This window comes from Rathayibacter sp. AY1A3, from assembly GCF_002930975.1.
Lineage (GTDB): Bacteria > Actinomycetota > Actinomycetes > Actinomycetales > Microbacteriaceae > Rathayibacter.
This window is the reverse complement of sequence record NZ_PSTO01000018.1, coordinates 34,627-57,648: the sequence shown is the minus strand read 5'-3', so window position 1 is coordinate 57,648 and position 23,022 is coordinate 34,627. Positions and strand designations below refer to the sequence as shown.

Below are 23,022 nucleotides of genomic sequence, written 5' to 3'. Positions count from 1 at the left end.
CGCGGCACGGACGGTCTCCCGTCTCCTGCCGCGGCGTCCGAGCGAGCCGGGTCAGAGCGGGATGTTGCCGTGCTTCTTCGCGGGCAGGTTGGCGCGCTTGGTGCGCAGCGCACGCAGCGCCTTGATGACGGAGACACGCGTCGCCGAGGGCTCGATCACGCCGTCGAGCTCGCCGCGCTCGGCCGCGAGGAACGGGCTCGCGACGTTGTAGGTGTACTCGTTCGCCAGGCGCGTCCGGACGGCTGCGACGTCCTCGCCGGCCTCCTCCGCCTTGCGGATCTCGTTGCGGTAGAGGATGTTCACCGCGCCCTGGCCGCCCATGACGGCGATCTCGGCGGTCGGCCACGCGAGGTTGATGTCGGCTCCCAGCTGCTTGGACCCCATCACGATGTACGCGCCGCCGTACGCCTTGCGCAGGATGACCGTGACCAGCGGCACGGTCGCCTCGGCGTAGGCGTAGAGCAGCTTCGCGCCGCGGCGGATGACGCCGGTCCACTCCTGGTCGGTGCCGGGCAGGTAGCCCGGGACGTCGACCAGGGTCAGGATCGGCAGCGAGAACGCGTCGCAGAAGCGGACGAAGCGGGACGCCTTCTCGCCCGCCTCGATGTTCAGCGTGCCCGCCATGGCGCTCGGCTGGTTCGCGATGATGCCGACGGAGCGGCCCTCGACGCGGCCGAAGCCGATCACGATGTTCGGCGCGAACAGCGGCTGCACCTCGAGGAAGTCGCCCTCGTCGACGATGTGCTCGATGACGGCGCGCATGTCGTACGGCTGGTTCGGGCTGTCCGGGATGACCGTGTCGAGGAAGCGGTCCGCGTCGGTCGTCTCGAGGTCGACCTCGGTCTCGAAGACGGGGACCGGCGACAGGTTGTTGTCCGGGAGGAAGGAGAGGAGCGTCCGCGCGTAGTCGAGCGCGTCGTTCTCGTCGCTCGCGAGGTAGTGCGAGACGCCCGAGATCTTGTTGTGGGTCAGCGCACCGCCGAGCTCCTCCATGCCGACGTCCTCGCCGGTGACGGTCTTGATCACGTCGGGCCCGGTGACGAACATCTGGCTGGTCTTGTCGACCATGATCACGAAGTCGGTCAGGGCGGGGGAGTAGACCGCGCCTCCCGCGGCCGGGCCGCAGATGATCGAGATCTGGGGGATCACGCCGCTCGCCGCGGTGTTGCGGCGGAAGATCTCGCCGTACTTGCCGAGGGCGACCACGCCCTCCTGGATCCGTGCTCCGCCGGAGTCGAGGATGCCGATGATCGGGACGCCGGTCTTCAGGGCGAGGTCCATCACCTTGATGATCTTCTCGCCGGCCACCTCGCCGAGCGAGCCGCCGAAGATCGTGAAGTCCTGCGAGTACACGGCGACCTGGCGGCCGTGGATGGTGCCGGTCCCGGTGACGACGGCGTCGCCGTAGGGGCGCTTCTTCTCCATGCCGAAGGCGTGGGTGCGGTGGCGCACGAACTCGTCCAGCTCGACGAACGAGCCCGGGTCGAGGAGGGTGTCGATCCGCTCCCGTGCGGTCATCTTGCCCTTTGCGTGCTGCTTCTCGATCGCCGCCTCGCCACTGGCCGTGACGGCCTCGTGGTAGCGGTTCCTGAGGTCCGCGATCTTCCCCGCGGTCGTGTACAGATCGGGCGCGGGACGTTCGGTGTTCGCGGTCACCCGCTCACCCTACCGGCGGGGCGGACGCCTCCTCTTGTCGCACTCGCACAGGGAGGGCCGCTCCCGACGGGAGGATCCGGACAAGGGCGGGCCGTCGCGCGCGGCGCTCGGAGCGGCCTCGCGGGAGCCGCCGCTACCGTGGCGGCATGCTCCTCCCGCTCTCCTCCGCCGTCTCCCCCCGCGTCCTCGCGCTCGAGTCGGCGGGGTCGACGAACGACGAGCTCCGCGAGCGGGCGGCCGCCGACCCCGCCGCGTGGCCGCACCTCTCCGTCGTCGCCACCGGCGACCAGCGAGCCGGGCGCGGCCGGCTGGGGCGCGTCTGGCAGGCGCCCGCGGGCCGCACGCTCGCGGCCTCGACTCTGGTCGACGCCTCCGCCCTCGGCGCCGAGGCCTCCGGCTGGCTGCCGCTCGTGGCCGGCGCCGCTCTCGCCCGGGCCCTCGCACCCCTCGTCGACGGGGACGTCGCCGTCAAGTGGCCCAACGACGTCCTGATCGACGGCAGGAAGGTCGCGGGGGTCCTCGCCGAGCGACTGCCGGACGGACGGGTCGTCGTCGGCACCGGCGTGAACCTGCTGCTGACGGAGGCGGAGCTGCCGGTCCCGACCGCCACCTCGCTCGCCCTCGCCGGAGCGCGGACGACGAGCGCCGACGAGGTGCTCGCCGCGTTCCTGACCGGGTTCCAGGGCCTGCTGGCTCCGCTGCTCGCCCAGGGCGACCCCGAGGCCTCCGGAGCGGCCGCCGCCGTCCGCGCCTCCTGCGGCACCCTCGGAACGCGCGTCCGGCTCGAGCTGCCCGACGGCACGCAGGAGGAGGGGACCGCCGCCGCACTCGCCCCGGACGGCTCCCTCCTGCTCGAGCAGGGCGGCGCGCTGCGCTCGTTCCCGGCCGGCGACGTCACGCATCTGCGCTCCTGATGGCCAGGACCGACCCCGCCGACCGCGAGCTGGCGCGGCTGACCCCGCGCGCCCGCCGGGCGGTCGCACCGGTCGTCGGCCTCCTCCTGCTCACCTGGACGGGCTTCTACTTCGCCGCGCAGTTCGAGCTCGCCCTGCAGCGCTGGATCATCGGGCTCGGCACCGCACTTCTGGTGCTTCTCCTCTGCGCTCCCGGGATCGCGGGCTGGGCGAGCGTGCGCTACCGCGTCACCGCCTCCGGCCTCAGCGCGCGCCGGGGGGTGGCGTCGATCCGGCGGGCCGAGGTGGTCTTCGATCGGAGGATGGAGGTCGCGGTCGAGCGCTCCCTCGGCCAGCGCCTCGCCCGGTGCGGCGACGTCCGGATCCTGCAGGCGGGAGCCGAGGTGTTCGTGCTGCGGGACCTGCCGGATCCGGAGCTCACGGCCGACCTGCTGCGGGAGGCGATCGGCGCGGCTCCCGCTCTCGAGCAGGAGTGGCCGCCGCCCGCGTGAGCGCGTCGGGGCCTCGGTAGCATGGAGCCGCCCCGCGCCAGCGGGCGGAGACGGAGGAGCGCCATGCGCGTCGGCGTGATCGGGGGCGGCCAGCTCGCCCGGATGATGATCCCCGCGGCGGTGGAGCTCGGCATCGAGATCGCCGTGCTCGCCGAGAGCGAGGGCGCCCCGGCGGGGCTCGCCGCGACACGGGTCGGCGACCACCGCGACGAGGCGACCGTGCTCGCCTTCGCCGAGACCGTGGACGTGGTGACGTTCGACCACGAGCACGTTCCCCAGCCGATCCTCCGCGAGCTCGTCGCCCGCGGCGTCGCCGTGCACCCCGGCCCCGACGCCCTGCTGTTCGCCCAGGACAAGCTGATGATGCGGCGCCGCCTGACCGAGCTCGGCGTGCCCGTGCCCGAGTGGGCCGAGGTCTCCTCCGCCGAGGAGCTGGGGGAGTTCCTGGCCGAGCACGGCGGCAGCGCCGTGGTGAAGACCGCGCGCGGCGGCTACGACGGCAAGGGCGTGCGCGTGGTGCGCGGCGCCCACGAGGCGGACGACTGGTTCACCGCCCTCGCCGAGGACGGCCGGGGCGGCTCGCTCCTGGTCGAGGAGCTGGTGGGCTTCCGCCGCGAGCTCGCGCAGCTCGTCGCCCGGCGTCCCTCCGGCGAGAGCATCCTCTGGCCGGTGGTGGAGTCGGTGCAGCGCGACGGCGTCTGCGCCGAGGTGATCGCTCCGGCCCCCGCGTCCGCCGGCCGGCTCGCATCAGCCGCGGCCGAGATCGCGCAGACGATCGCCGACAGCCTCGGGGTCACCGGCGTCCTGGCCGTCGAGCTGTTCGAGACGACGGACGACCGGATCCTGGTCAACGAGCTGGCCATGCGCCCGCACAACAGCGGCCACTGGACGATGGACGGATCGACCACGTCGCAGTTCGAGCAGCACCTGCGCGCGGTCCTCGACCTGCCGCTCGGCGCGACGGGCTGCCGCGACCCGTGGACCGTGATGGTCAACGTGCTCGGCGGCCCGGTGGGGGAGTCGCTGACCGACCGCTACCCGCGGGTGCTCGCCGATCACCCGGGCGTGAAGGTGCACAACTACGGCAAGGAGCCGCGACCGGGCCGCAAGGTCGGGCACGTGAACGCCACCGGCGACGACCTCGACCTCGTGGTCTACGAGGCTCGCGCGGCGGCGGCCGTTCTCACGGACTGACCCGTACGATGGTCGCCGTGACGAGCCTGCCGACCTCCCCGACCCCTGCCGGAGCCCTCTCGTGAGCGCGGACGCGCTCGTGAACGGGCCCGCGCCGCTCGTCGGCGTCGTGATGGGCTCGGACTCGGACTGGTCCGTCATGCAGGCGGCGTCCACCGTCCTCGCCGAGTTCGGCGTGGCGCACGAGGTCCGGGTCGTCTCCGCGCACCGCACCCCGGAGGCGATGATCGCGTACGGCCGCGAGGCCCGCGGCCGCGGCCTGAAGGTCGTCATCGCCGGAGCGGGCGGAGCCGCCCACCTCCCCGGCATGCTCGCCGCCGTGACCTCGCTCCCCGTCGTCGGAGTGCCGGTCCCGCTCGCCCGACTCGACGGGCTCGACTCCCTCCTCTCGATCGTGCAGATGCCCGCGGGCGTCCCCGTCGCCACCGTCTCCATCGGCGGAGCGCGGAACGCCGGACTGCTCGCGGTGAAGATCCTCGCGACCGCGGACGACGCCCTCTCCGCAGCGCTCGACGCCTTCGCCGCCGACCTCGAGGTGCAGGTCGCCGCGAAGAACGACGCCCTGGTGGCGGGCCTGTGACGGCCGTCGCCCTGCCGCTGCGGCATCCGGACGTCGCCTCCCGCGCCTTCATGACGCGGCGGGCGTGGTGGCTGCTGATCGTCAACCTGCTGGTGCCCGGGTCCGCTCAGGTCCTCGCGGGCAACCGCCGGCTCGGGCGTCTGGGGCTCGGCTTCACCCTCGGGCTCTGGGTCGCCCTCCTGGTCGCGGTGCTCCTCTACTTCGTCTTCCCGACCGGCCTCTACACGCTCGCGACCTTCGACGTCTCGATGCTCGCGCTCCAGGCCGCGCTCGTCGTCTACGGGGTGGTCTGGGCCGTGCTGACGCTCGACACCCTCCGCCTGATCCGCGTCGTCCGGGTGCGCCCGCGGATGCGCGGCGTGCTCGCGTTCGCGACGATCGCGCTGATGGCGGTCTCGGTCGGCACCACCGCCTACGGCACCTACCTGCTCGGCGTGACACGGGGGACGCTGTCGTCGATCTTCGGCGGCGGAGCGATCGAGCAGCCGATCGACGGCCGCTACAACGTGATGCTCCTCGGCGGCGACGCGGGAGAGGACCGCGACGGTCTGCGCCCCGACAGCATCTCGGTGGTCAGCATCGACGCGTCGAGCGGCAAGGCCTCGATCATCGGCGTCTCGCGCGAGTTCGTCGACTTCCCGTTCCCCGAGACCAGCCCGATGCACGAGCTCTACCCCGACGGCTACGACACCGACAACTGCGCCGTCGACGTCTGCAAGCTCAACTCGGTCTACACCGAGGTCGAGCTGAAGCACCCGGAGCTCTACCCCGACGCCGTCGACCACGGCAGCGAGCCCGGCATCGAGGCGATGCGCGACGCGGTCGAGGGCATCCTCGACCTGAGGATCCAGTACTACGCGCTGATCGACATGGAGGGCTTCGCCCAGCTGATCGACGCGCTCGGCGGCATCGACATCGACTACGTGGCCGACGAGCCGCTGCCCCTGGGCGGGCTGCCCGACTCCGACGGCGTGATGCAGGGCGTCAACCAGTGGATCGATCCCGGGCACTGGCACTTCAACGGCGAGCAGGCCCTCGCCTACGCCCGCTCGCGCTACACCACGAGCGACTACGACCGGATGGCGCGCCAGCGGCAGGTGCAGGAGGCGCTGCTCGCCCAGTTCGAGCCGGGCAACGTCCTCGCCAAGTTCCAGGACGTCGCGTCCGCCGGGTCCCAGGTCATCAAGACGGACGTCCCGCAGGGGATGCTCGGCTACTTCGTGCAGCTGGGGCTCAAGACGAAGTCGCAGCCGGTGGATCCGATCGAGCTGGTCCCGCCGGCCGTCGACCCGGAGGACCCGGACTACGACGTCGTGCACTCGCTGGTGAGCGCCGGACTGTCGGGCGACTCCGCGCCGTAGACGGCCGGGTGCCGCACGCCTCAGAGGTCGGCGTGCAGCGCCCAGACGCGCTCGGCGGAGTCGCGCCAGCTGAAGGCGCGGGAGCGGTCGCGGCCGGCCACCGACATCCGCTCGCGCAGCCCGGTGTCGGCGAGCACGCTGCTCATGGCGAGGGCGAGGCGGTCCGGGTAGTCCTTCGCGTCGCCGCGCTCGACGGCGACGCCGGCGTCAGCGGCGACCTCCATCAGCGCGGGGTCGTCGGAGTGCACCACCGGCACTCCGAAGTGCATCGCCTCGAGCACGGGCAGGCCGAAGCCCTCGGCGATGCTCGGGTAGACGAAGAGGGTGGCCCGGGAGAGGACGACGGCGAGGTCGGCGTCGCTGAGGACTCCCAGGGCGCGCACGCGCGTCTCGTCGAGGCCCTGCTCGTCGGCGACGGAGGCCACGTCGAGGTCGCCCCAGCCGGTCGGGCCGACCAGGAGCAGCGGGATCGCCGGCGCGGACGCTCCTCCGAAGGCCGCGATCAGCGAGACCAGGCCCTTGCGCGGCTCCAACGTGCCGACGCTCAGCACGTACTCCGGGGGGAGGCCCAGCGCCGTGGCGCGCTCGTCGGCGTCCTCCGGGACGACCAGGCCGGAGCCGACGGCTCCGCCGATCACGCGCAGTCGATCGCCGAAGTCCATCAGCTGGGAGAGCTGGTGGGCGACGGCGTGGGTGGGGACGACGACGGCGTCCGCGTGCTTGCGGGCGCGCTTGGCCATCGCCCGGTGCCACTTCGCGCCGTGCGGGGTGAGGGTCTCGGGATGCGTCCACGGCACCGTGTCGTGGATCGTGACGGCGATCTGCTCGCCCTCGCTCCCGTCGTGGCTGCGCAGCGGTGCGAAGAGGCTCGGGGCGTGGATCATGCCGCCGCCGGCCGGGATGGCGATCCCGTACTGCCAGGCGCGCGAGAGCTCGCGGCGCCCGAGCGGCAGCCGGTGGATGCGCGCGAGGCCGGGCAGGCGCAGGCGCAGCTCCTCCTCCTTCTCGGGCGGGTGGGCGGAGACGACGGCCTCCACCTCGCAGTCGCGGGGAGCCGTCGCGATCAGCTCGCGGGTGAGCTCCTCGGTGTAGCGGCCGATGCCGCCGGGCACGCGGGCGAGCATCTGGTCGACGACGACGCGGAGAGTGGTGGTCACGGGGTCACCGCCTCGAGGGGTGCGGCTGCGAGCGCGTCCTGCCAGGAGCGCAGCGGCGGCAGGCCCGCCCGGCTCCAGCCGTCGTGGCCGAGGACCGAGTAGGCCGGACGCGGAGCGGGGCGGACGAACGAGCCGCTGTCGGTCGGGCGCAGGCGCTCGGGATCCAGGCCCGCCTTGGCGAAGACGGCACGGGCGAAGCCGAGCCAGGTCGTCTCGCCGGAGCTGGTGCCGTGGTAGACGCCGGCCGGGGCCTCCGCGTCGACCAGCTCGATCAGGCGCGCGGCGAGGTCGGCGGTCCAGGTGGGCTGGCCGTGCTGGTCGTCGACCACGGTCAGCGTCTCGTGCGCGCCCGCCAGTCGCACCATCGTCTTCGCGAAGTTGCCGCCGTGCTCGCCGTAGAGCCAGGCCGTGCGGACGACGTAGCCGCGCTCCGGGTTGGCCTCGAGCACCAGGCGCTCGCCCTCGGCCTTCGTGCGGCCGTAGGCCGAGATCGGGTTCCGGGGGTGGTCCTCGGAGTAGGGGGTCGTCGCGGAGCCGTCGAAGACGTAGTCGGTGGAGACCTGCACGAGCGCGGCTCCCGTCTCGGCGGTGGCGAGGGCGAGGTTGCGCGCTCCGACGGCGTTGACGCGGTGCGCCTCCTCCTCGTCGGTCTCGGCGTCGTCGACGCGGGTGTACGCGGCGCAGTTCACCACGGCGTCGTGTCCCGCGACGGCGGCGCGCACGGCGTCGAGGTCGGTCACGTCGAGGTCGGAGCGGCCGAGGGCGGTGCTGGGGCGGGAGCCGAGGGCCGCGCGCAGGTCGGTGCCGAGCATGCCGGAGGCGCCCGTGATGAGGAAGGTCACCTCCTCATCATGCCCGAGCGGTCCGTCGGCCGACGGTCGGCGCTCCGGCACGCCGCCGGGTGGCGCAGAGAGGCGTCGCGGGCCCGTGACACGCCGTCGTTACACTGGCGACCGTGCAGATCCGAGAGCTCGACATCCCCGACGTCTACGAAGTGACTCCGCGCCAGTTCCCCGACGATCGCGGGGTCTTCTACGAGTTCTACCGCTTCGACCGCCTGGCCGAGAAGGTCGGGCACCCGCTCTCGCTGCGGCAGGGCAACACCTCCGTCTCGCGGCGCGGCACCGTCCGCGGCATCCACTTCGCGCAGATCCCGCCGTCGCAGGCCAAGTACGTCTCGTGCTTCTCCGGCGCGGTCCTCGACTACGTGATCGACGTGCGCGTCGGGTCGCCGACCTTCGGGCGCTGGGAGTCGATCCTGCTCGACGACGTCGACCGCCGCTCCGTCTACATCGCCGAGGGGGTCGCGCACGCCTTCGTGGCGCTGACCGAGGGCGCCGTGGTCTCGTACCTCGTGAACGCCACCTTCGACCCGGTGCGGGAGAAGGGTATCGACCCGCTCGACGAGCAGATCGGCCTGCGCTTCCCGGAGGAGGCCGGCGAGCTGCTCCTCTCGCCGAAGGACACCGACGCACCGACGCTGGCCGAGGCCCAGGCGCAGGGCCTGCTGCCGACCTGGGACGAGGCGCGGGCCTTCTACACGGAGCTCGACTCCGCGTCCTGACCGCCGATCCGGCGGACGGGCCGCCCGGCGCCGGCCAGGCGGCACGCCCGACCGGACCGGATCAGCTCTTCGAGCGCAGGCGCATCAGCGCGACTCGGGCGCCCAGCCCGGCGCGCACCGCCGCACGGATCGGCGCCTGGTACCAGGCCCCGTACTTCTGCGCGAGGTAGAGGTAGGCGCTGCGGTGGTGGACCGCGAGCATCCGCGCCGAGGCCAGGCGGGTGGAGTGCCCGCCGAGGTGGGAGACGACCGCGTCGGCGAGGTAGACGTTGGTCCAGCCGCGCTGTCCGAGCGAGTCGCCCAGCTGGACGTCCTCGAAGTACATGAAGTAGCGGTCGTCGAACCCGCCGATCTCCTCGAAGGCCGTGCGGCGCACCATCACGCAGGCGCCGGAGAGCCAGCCCGCCTCCATCCGGCCGTGGCGGAGGGTCTCGACCGCGCGCGAGCGCCGGTAGGTCGCCGACCACGGGTTGCCGGGCCAGACGTGGGCGAAGACGGCGTGCCCGACGCCCGTGCCGAGCGAGGGCAGAGCGCGGGCGGAGGGGTAGATCGTGCCGTCGGAGTCGAGGATCCGGGGCCCGATCGAGCCGATCCGGTCGTCCGCCGTCGCGGCGGCGTAGAGGGCGTCGATCGAGCCGGGGAGGAAGACCGTGTCCGGGTTGGTCACCAGGATCCACTCGACATCGGGCCCGAGGCGGTCGACCGCGTAGTTGACGGCCCGGCCGTAGCCGAGGTTCTGCCCGGTCTCGTGGAACTCGACCTGCGGCAGGCGCTCGACGACGCTGCGGACGGAGTCGTCCGTGGTCAGGTTGTCGACCACCACGATGCGCACGTCGTGCTCCGTCGCCTCCGGCACGGACTCGAGGCACGCGCGGAGGACCTCACCCGAGAAGTGGGTGACGACGACGACCGCGATGGGCAACGTCGAGCGGGCGATGGGAGCCTCCGGGTGGTGCGGCGTCGACGGGAGGAGTGCCCCGTCGGAAGAACTCGACGAGGCTAGCACGCGGGTCGAGCGGTGCCCGGGAGCCTGCGGCCCTCAGCGGACGATGTCGACGGGCTCGGTGCTGACGGCCACGGCGGCGGGGGAGACCGTCTCGATCGCGGGCAGCGCATCGTGCGCCGGACGGCGGAAGACGACGAACTTGTACATGCAGAAGTTCCACACCAGTCCCACGAGGACCGCGACGGCCTTGGCGATGTTGATCGCGAGGAAGGCGTTCTCGCCGGAGCTGGGGAGGAAGAGCAGCGAGTTGCCGAAGCGGGTGTCGAAGAAGACCTCGAAGCCGTAGATGATCGCCGACTGCAGGACCAGCGAGCTGAACCCGGTGACGAGGAAGAACTTCGCGAACGTGGCGACCGAGACCCTGCCCGGGTGGCGGAAGACGAAGAAGTGGTTCAGCGCGTACGAGATCGTGATGCCGACCAGGACGGAGAAGACGTTGGCGACGAGGGTCGGCAGACCGAGCAGGAGCACGAGCGTGTTGAGGATGAGGAAGTCGATCGCCGTGTTGGTGCAGCCCGCGATGAGGAAGCGGACCTTCTGCGATTCGAGGAGTCTCTTCATCTGCGGTGCTCTTTCCCGTCCCCCTCTGGCGTCGATGCCCGACCGTCGGGCTCCGACGGGCGTCCATCGGGGCAGGCGAACAAGGGGTGAACCGCCGTGCACTGTCGTCCATCGTAACCGCGGACCCCTGCCGGGCGGTCGAACAGCCGGTGCCATGTTCCTGAGAGAGTGCGCGGACGGGGCGGCGGGCCGCGGGGCGCGCTCGGAGGCTCGCGAGCACCGCCTCGTTATACTCGCAGGGCTCTCACCGGTCAGCCGGTGCACCGGAAGAACGGATCCTCCCCGCCTCATGCGCTCCCTCGCCGTCGTCGTCCCCACCTACAACGAAGTCGCGAACATCGCGACGGCGCTGCCGCGGGTCGCGCTCGCGGCGTCCCGCAACCCCGACTTCCACGTGACCGTCGCCGTCATCGACGACAGCTCCCCCGACGGCACCGCGGACCGCGCGCGCGAGCTCGCGGTCGAGCTCGGGTCCGACACCTTCGAGGTCCTCGTGCTCTCGCGCGAGAAGAAGGAGGGGCTCGGCGCGGCGTACATCTGGGCCTTCCAGCACCTCCTCGCGGCCGAGCGCCGCTACGACTACCTGCTGCAGATGGACGCCGACCTCTCGCACGACCCGGACTACATCGACGCCTTCCTCCGCGAGGTGCGCGCGGGCGCCGACTTCGTGGTCGCCTCCCGCTACATCGCCGGCGGGGGCACTCCCGACTGGACGCTCGACCGCAAGCTGCTGAGCGGTGGCGGCAACCTCTACACGCGCCTCTTCCTCGGCTCGAAGATCACCGACTGGACCGGCGGCTTCAACCTCTTCAGCGCGGACCTCCTGCGCACCCTCCACCTCGAGACGATCCGCGCAGCCGGCTACGGCTTCCAGATCGTGCTCAAGTACCGGGCGCTGCGCCGGGCCCGCGGAGTGAAGGAGATCCCGATCGTCTTCCTCGACCGCACGGTCGGCAACTCCAAGATCCCGAGCGACACCCTCCTGAAGAACCTCCTGCTCGTCCTGGCCATCCGGTTCGGCGGGAAGCACCGGTGACGGCGGGTCCGACGGGATCCCCTCGGACCCGGAGGGCCCTCCTCGAGCTCGCCGCCCTCGCCGTCGTCGTCAGCGGGACCCTGCTCGTGCTCGGGTTCATGCTCGGCACGCCGTGGCGGCCGCTGCTCTTCCGTGATGGCGACTCGCTGGCGCTGCCGCTGATCCTGCAGTCCTTCGCCGAGGGCCGCCCCGCGGCGTGGGTGATGACGAGCCAGCTCTTCCTCTTCCCCGAGCTCCCCGTCTTCGGCGTCGCGTGGCTGCTGACCGGTGGCGATCCCGCGGCGGCGCTCGCGGTCAACGCCGTGCTCAACGTCGTCCTCCTCTACGGCGTGCTCCGGATGCTCGCGCGACGGCTCGTCGCGGACCGGCACCGCCGGCTGCGGCCCGCCGCCGCGCTCGCCGGCATCGCCGTGCTGCTGGTGCTCTGCCTGACGGAGGGCCGCGCGCTCAACAACGAGGGGGCCCTGGCGACCACCTTCCTCCTCACGACCTACTACTACGGCGCGGTGCTCACAGGCCTCGCCGGGCTCGCCGTCGCCCTGGGCGCGCTGCGCGAGCGCCGTCCGGCCGCGCGTCCGCTGCTCCTGGTCGGAGCGGCCGTCGCCGCGACGACCCTCTCCGATCCGCTCCTCCTCGTGCAGTTCGTCGGCCCCCTGCTGGTGGTCCTCGTCGTGCTGCTGGTGCTCGCTCTCGCTGCTCCCCGAGCGGTGCTGATCGTCGCGGGCACGGTCCTCGGGGCCGCCGCGCTCGGAGCCGCGCTGCGGGTCCCGCTCGGCTTCCTGATCGGGACCGACGCCGGCGGGTACCTCCGGCTGCCGCTCGCCGGGACGGCCCTGGACGACCTGATCGTGCAGTTCCTGGTGCTGAAGGCGCCGCTGATCGGCAAGCTCGAGGTGGCGCTGCTGGGTCTGCTGCTGCTGGCGGCCCTCGCCGTCGTCGTGGCCGGTGTCGCCCGCCTGGCGCGGGGAGCCGCCCTCGATGAGGCGGCCCGTGCGCGCTTCGCGGTGTGCGCGTTCCTGCCGACGCAGACGGCGGTGCTCCTGGTGGTGCAGGTCTTCACCGGCAGCTCGGTCAGCCGCTACCTGATGCCGATCCCGGTGACCGCGACCGTGGTCGTGATCGCCCTGATCGGCGCCGCGGCGGCGCACCGGCGTGCTGCGGGCGCGCGGCTGGCGCCGGTCGTCCGCGTCGTCGCCCCGCTGGCTGCGGCAGGCCTCGTCGTGGCCGCCGTGCCGGCCACAACGGCGGTCGCCTCGGCGGCGGCCGAGGCGCGATCGGACCCGGACGCCGACTGCCTGGAGCGCTGGATCGACGGCCGCGAGCTCGCGGGCGTCGGCTCGTTCTGGTCGACGCGGCCCCTGGACCTCTACGGGCCGGCCTCGCTGCACGTCCAGCAGGTCAACTTCGACTTCACGGTGCAGCTGTGGATGAACAATCTGAGCGACTACCGCGACCGGCAGTACAGCTTCGTGCTGGCCGACCGCTCTCCCGACTGGGCGGGGCTCGCGCGCGGGACGCTCGGCGCTCCCTCCGATATCGTCGCCTGCGGGGGGTTCGACATCTACGACTACGCGGGCACCGACGGCGAGACCGAGCTGAACCGGATCGTCCAGACCAGCGTGGAGGAGCAGCGCCGTGAGCGCGGCTACTGACGTGCGCGGCCCGCGGACGGCGAGTCGGCGGCGCCGGACGCTCGTCGAGCTCGGGTGGGCCCTCGTCGCCGCCCTCGTCTCGGTCGTCGCCGCCGTGCTCGCGCTCGGGATCGGGCCGCAGGACCTGACGGCCCGCTGGACCGTGGGCGGCGACGACCAGATCCTGCACTACACGCTCTTCACCAGCGCCACACAGGCGTTCCCCTTCGACGGCAACGCGGCGCTCGGCTTCCCCGACGGCTTCAACGCCTTCTTCAGCGCGCAGTTCGACGTCGCCTCCGCCCTCGCCGTCTCGGTCCTGGCCCTCGTGGTGCGCGACGGGACGACCCTCCTGAACGTCTTCTACCTGGGCACGTTCGCGACGGTCGCCGTCACCGGCTACGGGTTCTTCCGCGCCCTCCGCACGCGGCCCTGGGTCGCGGCGTTCTCCGCGGTCCTGCTGTCGCTGCTGCCGTACCACTTCCTCCGGATCGGATTCGGCCACGCGTTCCTCGCCAACTACTGGGCGATCCCGCTCCTGGGCGTGATGGTGCTGATGGTCGCCGGACCGCGCACCGATCCTCTCCGCGCCTGGGCCGAGCGGGGCGCGACACGGAGGAGCCGCGTGCTGCGCTCCGTCGTCCCGGGAGTCGTGCTCGGGCTCCTGGTGGCGAGCACGGGCGGCTACTACTACGTCTTCGCGGTCCTGGTCCTCGGAGCGACCTGGGCGGTGAGCACGGCCGCCGGGCTCCTCTCCCGCGAGCGGCTGCGCGTGCTCGCTGTCTCGTCGGTGCCGATCCTCGCGCTCGGCGTGTTCGTCGGGCTCTCGCTGCTGCTGCTCTCGCTCGACTTCGGGGAGCGCTACAGCCCGTACTTCACGTCGCGGACCGTGGGGGAGTCGGAGGCCTACGCCGGCAAGCTCGTGCTGCTGGGCCTGCCCTGGTCGGGAACCGGGCTGCCGCAGGGGTACGGCCTGCTGAACACCTACGCGGGCCAGTCCGGCGTGGCGCCGACGACGGAGCCGCCCGGGTTCTCGATCCTCGCCAGCGTCGCGCTCCTGATTACGCTCGTGGCGCTTCCGATCACCGCGCTCGGCGGCGGACGGGCGCTCCGTGCGACCGCGGTCGGCCGGTTCTTCTCGGACGCCCGCGTGCGCGTCCTCGCCGTGGCGACACTGGCCGCGCTCCTCTTCTACACGGTGACGGGCCTGGGCGTCGTGGTCTCGCTGGTGGCGGGGCCGACGATCCGTGCGTGGGCGCGGATGTCGATCGTCATCGCGGTCCTCGTCCTCGGCGTGCTCGCGCTCCTGCTCGATCGGATCACGGCCCGTGGCGGTGTCCGGATCCTCGTGGCGGCGCTGCTCGCCGCCGTCGCCGTGGTCGATCAGCTGGCCGGAGTATCGGCCGCGGTGCCGATCGCTCCGACCGACGACTCCGAGATGCGCTCGTTCGTGTCGGAGGCCGACGCGCAGCTGGACGACGGCTGCGGTGTGGTGGAGCTCCCCCTGAAGAGCTTCCCCGACAGCGGGCGGATCGGAGCGCTCTCCGACTACGACGAGGCGCTGCCCTACCTCGCGACCGAGGAGGGACGCCTCCGCTGGAGCTACGGGGCGGTGGAGGGCACCTACGGCTGGGACGTCTGGGGCGACGTCGACGACCCCGCGGAGTTCGCCGACGCCGTGGCGGGCAGCGGCGCCTGCGCCGTCTACGTGGACACCGCCGGCTACACCGACGACCCCGACGGCTGGCGGGCCTACGTCGAGGCGGCGACGGGGGACGTCGAGCCCGAGGTCGCCTCCGCCTCCGGGCGCTGGCTGCTGTTCACGACCCGGCGCTGATCAGCGGTCGTCGAAGGCCAGCTCGAGCAGGCGCCGAGCGGTGCGATCCCACCCCGGGATGGGCTCCGGTGCGAGTCGCCGGGGACGGCGCAGCGCCTCTCCGATCGCGGCCGACCACCCGGTGCGGTCCGCCGGGTCGATGAAGACGGCGGCGGACTCCCGCCCGGCGAGCGCGTCGCGGAGGCCGGGGATGTCTGCCGCGAGCACCGGAGTGCCGCAGGCGACGGCCTCGAGGGCGGGCAGGCCGAAGCCCTCGTGCCAGGAGGGCATGGCGACGGCGTCGGCCCCCGTGAGCAGGGCCGGCAGATCCTCGTCGGCGACGTAGGAGGAGGCGAAGCGCACGTCGGCTCCTGCGGCCACCGCGCGGGCGACGGCGGAGTGGACGTCCTCGTTGTCCCAGCCGTCCCCGCCGACCAGGAGCAGGGTGTGGTCCTCCGGCCGCTCGGCCTGCCGGTACGCGTCCACCAGGGTGACGAGGTTCTTGCGGCGCTCGATCGATCCGACGAAGAGCAGGTAGGACCCGAGCCCGTGCTCCGCGCGGACCCGCCGTACCTCCTCCTCGCCGCGGGCATGGAAGAGGTCGGCGTCGATCGTGGTCGGCAGCACGCGGACGCGCGCCGGATCGACGCCCAGAGCGCTCTCGACCTCGGCCGCGGAGGACGGGGTGCCGGTCAGGACAAGGTCGCTGCGCCGGATCCACCGGGGCACGGACCGCGACAGCAGCTCTCGGCGCTCGCGCGGAACGAGCTCGGGCATCACAGCGAAGCAGACGTCGTGCACGAAGGTGAGCGAGCGGGAGCGGGCGAGCGGCCAGCTCCGGAAGTTCGGGAAGAAGTAGGCGCCACGGCCGAGCAGGAGGTCGATCCCCGGCGCGGGCACTCGGGTCAGTGCGCTCCACACCGGCCGGGGCAGCGGCACCGGTCGGACGCGCAGCGTACGGAAGCCGAAGCGCCCGAGCGAGCCCGCCTCGCTCGCCGGCACGACGAGGAGCACCTCGACCTCTGCGGCGGTCGCGTCGGTGTCCAGCGCGTGCAGCAAACCGAGCAGGACGCGGCCGACCCCGGTCAGGCGCGGCGCCGCGAGGGCGGTCGCGTCGACCAGGAGGCGGCGGCGCCGCGCGGTCACGGCCTGCTGAGGCGGACGGTGGAGTCGATGTCGACGACGCCGTCGTGCACGGAGGCCCGCTCGACCGTGAAGGTCGCGGCGACCGGGATCCGCATGGTCTCGCCCTGCGAGAAGGTGGCCGAGGAGGCGTGCACGGCGTAGTTGCCGGCGCCGAGGTGCAGGTCGGGGAGGGTGAACGTGACCGTCATCTCTCCGTCGACCGCGCTCAGCGGCGTGCCGATGCGCTCGGTGTTCGTCCCGAAGACGCGCTGGCCGAGGGGGGTGTCGATGCCCATGCCGATGTTCCAGTCGTCGACCGGGCGGCTGGTGCGCACCGTGACGTCGAACTCGAGGGTCTCGCCGCTGCGGACGACCGTGCCGCCGTGCTCGATCGATCCGCCGCGCAGTCGGCAGCCCAGGATCTCGATGAGCTGGGGGGCGGGCTCGTCCGCGGCCTCGGCGGCCTCGGCCTCGCGCTCCTGGCGGGCGGCCCGACGGTCCTCGAAGCTCTCGCGGAGGACCTGGAGTCCCTCGGAGGTCTCGCCGTCGAAGACGACGGTGCCCTTCTCGAGGACGATGGTGCGGTCGCAGAGCTCGCCGACCTGCTCGAGCGAGTGGGTGACCAGCACGATGGTCTTCCCCGCGCGCTGGAAGGCGCGGATGCGGTCCATGCACTTGCGCTGGAACGGCTCGTCGCCGACGGCGAGCACCTCGTCGACCAGCAGCAGGTCGGGATCGGTGTGGATCGCGATAGCGAAGGCGAGCCGCACGTACATGCCCGACGAGTAGAACTTGACCTGGGTGTCGATGAACTCGGCGATCTCGGAGAAGTCGACGATCGAGTCGAACTTGCTGTCCAGCTCGCTGCGCGAGAGTCCGAGGATCGCGCCGTTGAGGTAGACGTTCTCGCGCCCGGTGAGGTCGGGGTGGAAGCCCGCTCCGAGCTCGAGGAGCGCGGCGAGGCGTCCGCGGCGCTCCACGGTGCCGGTCGTCGGCTGCACGATGCCGCCGATGAGCTTGAGGAGCGTGCTCTTGCCCGATCCGTTCGCGCCGATGAGGCCGACGGTCGAGCCCAGTGGGATCTCGAGGTCGACGTCGCGGAGTGCCCAGAACTCGTCGCGGTGCTTGCGCCCGCGGCCGAAGTTGACGATCCGCTCCTTGAACGACTTGTCCTTGCGGATGACGAAGCGCTTGGAGGCGTTGCGCACACGGACGACGGTCGGGGTGCCGGAGGAGGCGGGCACGGACTCCTGCTTGCTGGTGAGGGTCACGATCAGATCTCCTGGGCGAAGTTGCCCTCGAGGCGGCGGAAGATCCGGTGGCCGATCCACACGAACACCAGCCCGACGACGAGGACGATGAGAAGGCGCAGCTCCATGTCCGGCGGCCACACCTGGGGGGCGATCTCGTTGCCGTCGATGATGCTGACGCGCGAGCCGTCTCCCCAGATCGCGCGCTGGAAGGCGAGGATCGCGTTCGAGATCGGGTTGATCAGGTAGAGCTGCTCGGCCCAGCCGTGGCCCGCTCCGGTGGAGGCGGCGACGACGAAGTTCCACGCGTAGACGATGGGGGAGAGCCAGAAGAAGATCTGCAGCCCCACCTCGACGAGGAACTGGACGTCGCGGAGGTAGACGTTGAGGGCCGAGAGGGCCAGGGCCAGCGCGAGGCCGTACACGAGCACGATCGCCAGCGCGGGCACGATGTAGAGGAGCTGGACGCCGAAGATCAGCGAGCCCGTGAGGACGGCTCCCGCGATCAGGACGACGAACTGCACACCGAAGTTGAAGAGGGCCGAGCCGATGGCCGCCACCGGGAAGATCTCCCGCGGCAGGTACACCTTCTTGATCAGTCCGCCGTTGCCGAGGATCGACGTGGTGCCCGCGGTCACGATCTCGCTGAACAGGCCCCAGAGGGTGAGCCCAGAGAAGACGAAGATCGCGAAGTTCGGGACGCCGCGAGAGGCCCCGAGGATCTGGCCGATCGCCACGTAGTAGATGAGGAGCATGATCAGCGGCCGGACGAGGCTCCAGACGAAGCCCAGGCTGCTGTCCTTGTAGCGCGACTTCAGCTCGCGCCCCACGAGCAGGCGGAGCAGCTCGCGGTGCCGCAGGATCTCGGCGAGGGAGGCGATGAAGCCGCCCGAGCCGCCGCCGACGGCCGACGTGGTGCCGGCGATCTGGAACGGCTCGTCGGCGATCGCGCGCGCGCGATCCACAGCTTTGCTGGGCATGGAACTCCAAGCTCTCGGCCTCCGCCGGGCGACGGACCGCATCATTATACGTGCGGCCCACCCTGGAGCCCCCTGGCTGGCGTGCCGGTGCGCGGCGCATGGCGGGTAGTCTTGCTCCCGCTCGCCGACTGAACGACACGAACGAGGTGTTCGCCATGCCCACGCAGCCTTCCGACGTCCCCCTGGACCCGGCGCCGCAGAGCGCTGGGGACCCCGCCCCCGACCTCGGCGGCACGGGCGAGGACGCTCCTCCCGCTCCCGACCCGAGCCTCGAGTCGGCCGTCGGCGACGCCGCTCCCGCAGCCGTCCCAGCGGAGCCCGCGCGCACGTCCGGGGTTCCGGTGGAGCCCCGTCTCGCCGAGCCCGAGTCCCCGGACGAGGAGCTCGCCCGCCTGCGCGCGCAGGTCGACTCGCTCCTCAACGACCCCTTCGACGAGTGGGTCGAGCGGATCCAGGTGGGCGGAGTGACCGCCTCCGGCTTCGAGCGCACCCTCTCCTGGCGGGTGACGAAGCCGCTCCGCCTGGTGCGCACCTTCCAGATCCGCGTCGAGCAGCTCGGGCTGTCGGGCGCCGTCGGCCACAGCGCGCGCTTCGTGAAGCGCCGCCTGTCCGGTCGGGCGCGATGAGCGACCGGTCGCAGGTCTCGGCCGCCGGCGCGGCCGCCGCGCGCGCCCACCGCACGGAGGCGATGCTGCAGCGCCTGGAGCAGATCGGCGCGCTCCTCTTCGACGAGGAGCGCCGCGCCTCGCTGCGCACCCGCGGGCCCGGCCCGTACCTCGACGAGGTGGCCCGAGAGATCCGCTCGCGCCAGGACGACGAGCTGACCTGGGTCGCGCTGGTGTCGTTCACGGCCGCGTACCCGACGAGCGAGCTGTTCGACTGGTTCCGCCGCGCCCTCGAGCTCGCCCCCGAGGAGGCGGCGCTGCGCATCTTCCTCGAGGCCGGCTCCCGCACCGCGACCGGGTTCGCCGATCTGGACGCCCGCGTCGAGGTCGTCACCGGGGCCGTCCTGATCGACGTCGACTTCCCCGCCCGCCACGGGCACAACACCGGCGTCCAGCGGGTCGTGCGCCAGACCGTGTCCCGCTGGGACGCCGAGCACGAGATCGTCCCGGTCGCCTGGGTCCACGGATCGATGTCCTTCCGGCGGCTGAGCGCGATCGAGCACGAGCGCGTCGTCGACTGGTCCTCCGCCGGGCGGCGCGACTGGGAGCACGGCGATCCGGAGCGCATCGAGTTCGTCGTGCCCTACCGCAGCGTCGTCGTCATCCCCTCGGTGCCGGACTACAACCAGTGCGGGCCGCTCGCGGCCCTCGCCGAGTACTCCGGCAACGAGGTCGTCGTCCTCGGCCACGACGCCATCCCCGTCGTCAGCGCCGACACGGTGCCGCCGGAGGAGACGGTGCGCTTCGTCAACTTCCTCTCCGTGGTCAAGCACGCCGAGCGCGTCGCCACGGTGAGCGCCGCGGCCGCGCTGGAGTTCGAGGGCTTCGTGCGAGCGCTCCCCGCTCAGGGCCTCACCGGCCCGACCGTCGTCCCGGTCCCGCTGCCCGTGGAGCTCCCGGACGGCCTGCGCTCCGAGGGCCGGAGCGCGTCCGGCCTGCCGCTCGTGCTCTGCGTCGGCAGCCAGGAGCCCCGCAAGAACCACCTCGCGGTGCTGCACGCCGCCGAGGTCCTCTGGCGCGAGGGCCTGCGCTTCCGCGTCCGCTTCATCGGCGGGGCCAACCCGTGGGCGCACCAGGTCTTCGATCCCCGCGTGCGCGAGCTGGTCGCCGCCGGACGCCCGGTCGAGGTGCTCCGCGGAGCCGACGACGACGTCCTGATCGCGAGCTACCGGGAGGCGCTGTTCCTGGCGTTCCCGTCGCTGCACGAGGGGTACGGCCTGCCGGTCGCCGAGGCGCTGTCGATCGGGCTCCCCGTGCTGACCTCGCGCTACGGCAGCACGGCGCAGATCGCCGAGCACGGCGGATGCGTCCTGATCGACCCGGAGTCCGACGAGGAGATCACCGACGGCATGCGCCGCCTGCTGACGTCGCCGGAGCTCGTCGACGAGCTCCGCCTCGAGGCGGCCGAGCGGCCCGAGCGCACCTGGGACGACTACGCCCGGGAGCTGTGGGCCGCCCTGATCGGCCCCTCGGCCCTCATCGAGCACGAGGAGGCGCCCCGTGCGCTCTAAGCAGTACCTGGTCGACCGTCTCGCCACCCTGGTGCGCACCCTGGCCCCCACCGTGGAGCCGCTGGGCAGCGTCGACGCCCTCACGGGACAGCTGAGCGTTCTGCTGCCCGCCCCCACCGACCGCGAGGTCTGGCTGGTGCTCGCCGTCCTCCGCGGCACGCTCCCGCGCCGGGAGGACGTCGTCGACGGCCGCCGCCGGGCCCGGCTGGACGGCACCGCCGGTCTGCTCACCCACGCCGCGTCCACCATCGCCTCGAACCGGGTCTTCGCCCGCTTCCACCACCCCGAGGTCGAGGTGGTCGTCGGCGCGGTCGTCGTCGACGTTCACCACACCGCGCGCACGGGACTGGCCACGGGCATCCAGCGCGTGGTGCGCCAGAGCCTCGTCCGCTGGACGCGCGACCACGAGATCCTGCTCGCCGGCTGGGACTCGACCCACGAGTCGCTCGTCATGCTCACCCCGGAGCAGAGCCGGAACGCCGTCTCGGGCGACGTGCCCGACGCCGCGGAGGACCGCTCCCGCGTGATCGTCCCGTGGCAGGGCACCTACCTCCTGCCCGAGCTCGCCGTGGAGGACGAGCGGACGTCGCGCGTCTCCGCTCTGGCCGAGTTCAGCGGCAACCGCACGGGCACCATCGGCTTCGACTGCGTGCCTGTCACCACCGCCGAGACGGCGAGCACCGGCATCAGTGCCGCCTTCTCGCGCACGCTCGTCGCCGTGTCGCACATGGACCGCATCGCGACCATCTCCGAGGCGGCCGCGACCGAGTACTCCGGCTGGCGCCACATGCTCGGCAGCGTCGGGATGCAGGGGCCGGACATCCGGCCGATCCTGCTGCCCTCGCAGCCGGAGAGCGTCTCGGACGAGGAGCTGGCCACCGCCGCGCGCTCGCTGGTGACCGGTGACCTCCCGCTCGTCGTCTGCGTCGGCAGCCACGAGCCGCGGAAGAACCACCTGGCGGTGCTCCAGGCCGCCGAGCTGCTCTGGCGCCGGGGCGTTCGCTTCAGCCTGGTCTTCATCGGCGGCAACGCCTGGAGCAGCGCCGAGTTCGAGTACCGACTCGAGGTCCTCGAGGGCCAGGGCCGTCCGGTCCGCTCGCTCTCCAAGATCACCGACGCGCTGCTCTGGAGCGCCTACCGCCTGGCCCGGTGCACCGTGTTCCCCTCGATCAACGAGGGCTACGGTCTCCCGATCGTGGAGTCGATCTCGGTCGGCACCCCGGTCGTGACCTCCGGATTCGGCAGCATGCACGAGGTCTCCGCCTCGGGCGGCGCGCTGTTCGTCGATCCGCACGACGACCACGACATCGCCGCGGCCCTCGAGCGGCTGCTGACCGACGACGAGCTGCACGCGCGGCTCTCGGCGGAGGCGCTCGCGATCGACGGCGGCACCTGGGACGAGTACGCCGCCCGCGTCTGGTCGTACCTCGTCGAGGGAGACGGCGTCGACGAGCGGGCCCGGGCCGAGCAGTCGGACGCGACCGCCTAGGCGTCCTCGATCCACCGCGTGCAGAAGGCCCCCGCTCCAGGAGCGGGGGCCTTCTGCACGCGGTGCGCGCGGCTCAGCGGGAGCGGCGCGCCAGCTCGAGGTCGTTCTCGACCATGCGGGCGACGATCTCCTCGAAGCCGACGGTGGGCGCCCAGCCGAGCACCTCGCGAGCCCGGGCGGAGTCGCCGCGCATCTCGGGTGCGTCCACGGGGCGCGCGAACCGCGGGTCGATCGTGACCCGCTGCTCCCAGTCGTCGACGCCGGCCGCGGTGAAGGCGGCACGGACGAAGTCGCGGACCGAGTGCGCGACTCCGGTCGCCACGACGTAGTCGCCCGCCTCCTCGGCGCGCGAGGCGCGCACGAGGGCGTCCACGTAGTCGGGGGCCCAGCCCCAGTCGCGGCGCGCGTCGAGATTGCCGAGCGAGAGCTCCGACTCGGCGCCCGTCGCGATCGCCGCGACTCCGGCGGTGATCTTGCGGGTGACGAAGCCGAGCGGCCGACGCGGCGACTCGTGGTTGTAGAGGATGCCGGACGAGGCGTGCAGCCCGCGGCCGCGGTAGACCGCGACGAGGTGGTGCGCGAACGCCTTCGCGGCTCCGTAGGGCGAGACCGGGCGGATCGGGGTCCGCTCGGTCTGCGGGTTCTCGGTCGCGGCCCCGAAGATCTCGGAGGACGAGGCCTGGACGAAGCGGACCTCCCGGCCCGCCGACTCCTGGAGCGCCAGCGAGGCCTCCAGGAGCGCGGCGACCGCGGTGCCGGTCACCTCGGCCGTGAGCACGGGCTCCTTCCACGAGAGCGCGACGGAGGAGAGGCCGGCGAGGTGGAAGACCGTGTCCGGCTGCGCCTCCGCGACGATACGGCCGAGGCCGGAGGCGTCGCGGAGGTCGCCCTCGAAGGGGCGGACGGCGGCGGGAAGAGCGGCGTCGTCGGTCCCGCGCACGAGCGCGGAGACCTCCCAGCCGTCGGCGAGCAGGCGCTCGACGAGGTAGCCCCCGTCCTGACCGCTCGCTCCGGTGACGAGAGCGGCAGGCATGA

At 72.6% G+C, this 23,022-nt stretch carries 21 protein-coding genes; 12 read left to right on the top strand and 9 right to left on the bottom strand.

Features of this window, described 5'->3' with window-relative positions; genetic code table 11:
* Nucleotides 1–51 precede the first annotated feature (51 nt).
* The gene (locus C5C10_RS10240; RefSeq protein ID WP_104223164.1) at nucleotides 52–1,656 is read right to left on the bottom strand and encodes an acyl-CoA carboxylase subunit beta; all 1,605 of its coding nucleotides are present in this window, start codon (nucleotides 1,654–1,656) and stop codon (nucleotides 52–54) included.
* A 146-nt stretch (nucleotides 1,657–1,802) separates the two neighbouring features.
* Here C5C10_RS10240 and C5C10_RS10235 point away from each other — a divergent pair, with 146 nt between their 5' ends.
* The 5 genes from C5C10_RS10235 to C5C10_RS10215 all read left to right on the top strand — a co-directional run bounded on the left by C5C10_RS10235 (nucleotide 1,803) and on the right by C5C10_RS10215 (nucleotide 6,196).
* The gene (locus C5C10_RS10235; RefSeq protein ID WP_104329170.1) at nucleotides 1,803–2,570 is read left to right on the top strand and encodes a biotin--[acetyl-CoA-carboxylase] ligase; all 768 of its coding nucleotides are present in this window, start codon (nucleotides 1,803–1,805) and stop codon (nucleotides 2,568–2,570) included.
* A complete protein-coding gene (locus C5C10_RS10230) occupies nucleotides 2,570–3,061 on the top strand; it encodes a PH domain-containing protein (protein WP_104232824.1) in 492 nt (163 codons plus the stop codon). The genes C5C10_RS10235 and C5C10_RS10230 overlap by 1 nt, the downstream gene beginning before the upstream one ends.
* Nucleotides 3,062–3,124: 63 nt before the next feature.
* Nucleotides 3,125–4,255 carry a 5-(carboxyamino)imidazole ribonucleotide synthase gene (locus tag C5C10_RS10225; protein WP_104246679.1) on the top strand — a complete coding sequence of 377 codons (1,131 nt, stop codon included), beginning with the start codon at nucleotides 3,125–3,127 and terminating at the stop codon, nucleotides 4,253–4,255.
* A gap of 112 nt (nucleotides 4,256–4,367) precedes the next feature.
* A complete protein-coding gene (gene purE, locus C5C10_RS10220; protein ID WP_104225651.1) occupies nucleotides 4,368–4,835 on the top strand; it encodes a 5-(carboxyamino)imidazole ribonucleotide mutase in 468 nt (155 codons plus the stop codon).
* Nucleotides 4,832–6,196: an LCP family protein gene (locus C5C10_RS10215; protein WP_244230602.1), complete on the top strand. Its 1,365-nt coding sequence runs from the start codon at nucleotides 4,832–4,834 to the stop codon at nucleotides 6,194–6,196. Before purE ends, C5C10_RS10215 begins: the two co-directional genes overlap by 4 nt.
* Nucleotides 6,197–6,216: 20 nt before the next feature.
* Here the strand turns inward: C5C10_RS10215 and C5C10_RS10210 are convergent, their stop codons facing one another.
* Both C5C10_RS10210 and rfbD read right to left on the bottom strand, forming a co-directional pair.
* On the bottom strand, nucleotides 6,217–7,353 hold the full coding sequence (locus C5C10_RS10210) for a glycosyltransferase family 1 protein (protein WP_244229467.1): 1,137 nt from the start codon (nucleotides 7,351–7,353) through the stop codon (nucleotides 6,217–6,219).
* Complete coding sequence (gene rfbD / locus C5C10_RS10205) at nucleotides 7,350–8,195, bottom strand: dTDP-4-dehydrorhamnose reductase (RefSeq protein ID WP_104283345.1); 846 nt, start codon at nucleotides 8,193–8,195, stop codon at nucleotides 7,350–7,352. The genes C5C10_RS10210 and rfbD overlap by 4 nt, the downstream gene beginning before the upstream one ends.
* Nucleotides 8,196–8,308: 113 nt before the next feature.
* Between rfbD and C5C10_RS10200 the strand changes: the two genes are divergently transcribed.
* Nucleotides 8,309–8,917 (top strand): dTDP-4-dehydrorhamnose 3,5-epimerase family protein, encoded by a 609-nt coding sequence (locus tag C5C10_RS10200; protein ID WP_104329169.1) that lies wholly within the window; start codon nucleotides 8,309–8,311, stop codon nucleotides 8,915–8,917.
* Nucleotides 8,918–8,978: 61 nt separating this feature from the next.
* Here C5C10_RS10200 and C5C10_RS10195 read toward each other — a convergent pair whose 3' ends face one another.
* Together C5C10_RS10195 and C5C10_RS10190 are read right to left on the bottom strand one after the other, a co-directional pair.
* On the bottom strand, nucleotides 8,979–9,839 hold the full coding sequence (locus tag C5C10_RS10195) for a glycosyltransferase family 2 protein (protein WP_244230604.1): 861 nt from the start codon (nucleotides 9,837–9,839) through the stop codon (nucleotides 8,979–8,981).
* A 117-nt stretch (nucleotides 9,840–9,956) separates the two neighbouring features.
* Complete coding sequence (locus tag C5C10_RS10190; RefSeq protein ID WP_104223158.1) at nucleotides 9,957–10,484, bottom strand: GtrA family protein; 528 nt, start codon at nucleotides 10,482–10,484, stop codon at nucleotides 9,957–9,959.
* Between the two features lie 289 nt (nucleotides 10,485–10,773).
* On the opposite strand from C5C10_RS10190, the gene C5C10_RS10185 reads away from it, so the two are divergent.
* Genes C5C10_RS10185 through C5C10_RS10175 form a run of 3 tightly spaced genes read left to right on the top strand, consistent with a single transcriptional unit; the run spans nucleotide 10,774 to nucleotide 14,988 of the window.
* Nucleotides 10,774–11,520, top strand: coding sequence for a polyprenol monophosphomannose synthase (locus C5C10_RS10185; protein ID WP_104329168.1), 747 nt, complete (start codon nucleotides 10,774–10,776; stop codon nucleotides 11,518–11,520).
* Entirely contained in the window at nucleotides 11,517–13,172 is a 1,656-nt protein-coding gene (locus C5C10_RS10180; RefSeq protein WP_104329167.1) for a hypothetical protein, read from the top strand. The genes C5C10_RS10185 and C5C10_RS10180 overlap by 4 nt, the downstream gene beginning before the upstream one ends.
* Nucleotides 13,156–14,988 (top strand): hypothetical protein, encoded by a 1,833-nt coding sequence (locus C5C10_RS10175; protein ID WP_146082153.1) that lies wholly within the window; start codon nucleotides 13,156–13,158, stop codon nucleotides 14,986–14,988. Before C5C10_RS10180 ends, C5C10_RS10175 begins: the two co-directional genes overlap by 17 nt.
* Here C5C10_RS10175 and C5C10_RS10170 read toward each other — a convergent pair whose 3' ends face one another.
* The 3 genes from C5C10_RS10170 to C5C10_RS10160 are packed head-to-tail and all read right to left on the bottom strand — an operon-like array spanning nucleotide 14,989 to nucleotide 18,322.
* Entirely contained in the window at nucleotides 14,989–16,113 is a 1,125-nt protein-coding gene (locus C5C10_RS10170) for a glycosyltransferase family 1 protein (protein ID WP_104329165.1), read from the bottom strand.
* On the bottom strand, nucleotides 16,110–17,363 hold the full coding sequence (locus C5C10_RS10165) for an ABC transporter ATP-binding protein (RefSeq protein ID WP_244229465.1): 1,254 nt from the start codon (nucleotides 17,361–17,363) through the stop codon (nucleotides 16,110–16,112). Before C5C10_RS10165 ends, C5C10_RS10170 begins: the two co-directional genes overlap by 4 nt.
* A gap of 2 nt (nucleotides 17,364–17,365) precedes the next feature.
* Nucleotides 17,366–18,322: an ABC transporter permease gene (locus tag C5C10_RS10160; RefSeq protein ID WP_104329164.1), complete on the bottom strand. Its 957-nt coding sequence runs from the start codon at nucleotides 18,320–18,322 to the stop codon at nucleotides 17,366–17,368.
* A 155-nt stretch (nucleotides 18,323–18,477) separates the two neighbouring features.
* Between C5C10_RS10160 and C5C10_RS10155 the strand changes: the two genes are divergently transcribed.
* Genes C5C10_RS10155 through C5C10_RS10145 form a run of 3 tightly spaced genes read left to right on the top strand, consistent with a single transcriptional unit; the run spans nucleotide 18,478 to nucleotide 21,987 of the window.
* Nucleotides 18,478–18,948: a hypothetical protein gene (locus C5C10_RS10155; RefSeq protein WP_146082152.1), complete on the top strand. Its 471-nt coding sequence runs from the start codon at nucleotides 18,478–18,480 to the stop codon at nucleotides 18,946–18,948.
* Nucleotides 18,945–20,498: a glycosyltransferase gene (locus C5C10_RS10150; protein WP_104232816.1), complete on the top strand. Its 1,554-nt coding sequence runs from the start codon at nucleotides 18,945–18,947 to the stop codon at nucleotides 20,496–20,498. Before C5C10_RS10155 ends, C5C10_RS10150 begins: the two co-directional genes overlap by 4 nt.
* Nucleotides 20,488–21,987: a glycosyltransferase family 1 protein gene (locus tag C5C10_RS10145; RefSeq protein ID WP_104232815.1), complete on the top strand. Its 1,500-nt coding sequence runs from the start codon at nucleotides 20,488–20,490 to the stop codon at nucleotides 21,985–21,987. Before C5C10_RS10150 ends, C5C10_RS10145 begins: the two co-directional genes overlap by 11 nt.
* A gap of 73 nt (nucleotides 21,988–22,060) precedes the next feature.
* Here the strand turns inward: C5C10_RS10145 and C5C10_RS10140 are convergent, their stop codons facing one another.
* The gene (locus C5C10_RS10140; protein ID WP_104329162.1) at nucleotides 22,061–23,020 is read right to left on the bottom strand and encodes a GDP-mannose 4,6-dehydratase; all 960 of its coding nucleotides are present in this window, start codon (nucleotides 23,018–23,020) and stop codon (nucleotides 22,061–22,063) included.
* Nucleotides 23,021–23,022: the final 2 nt, after the last annotated feature.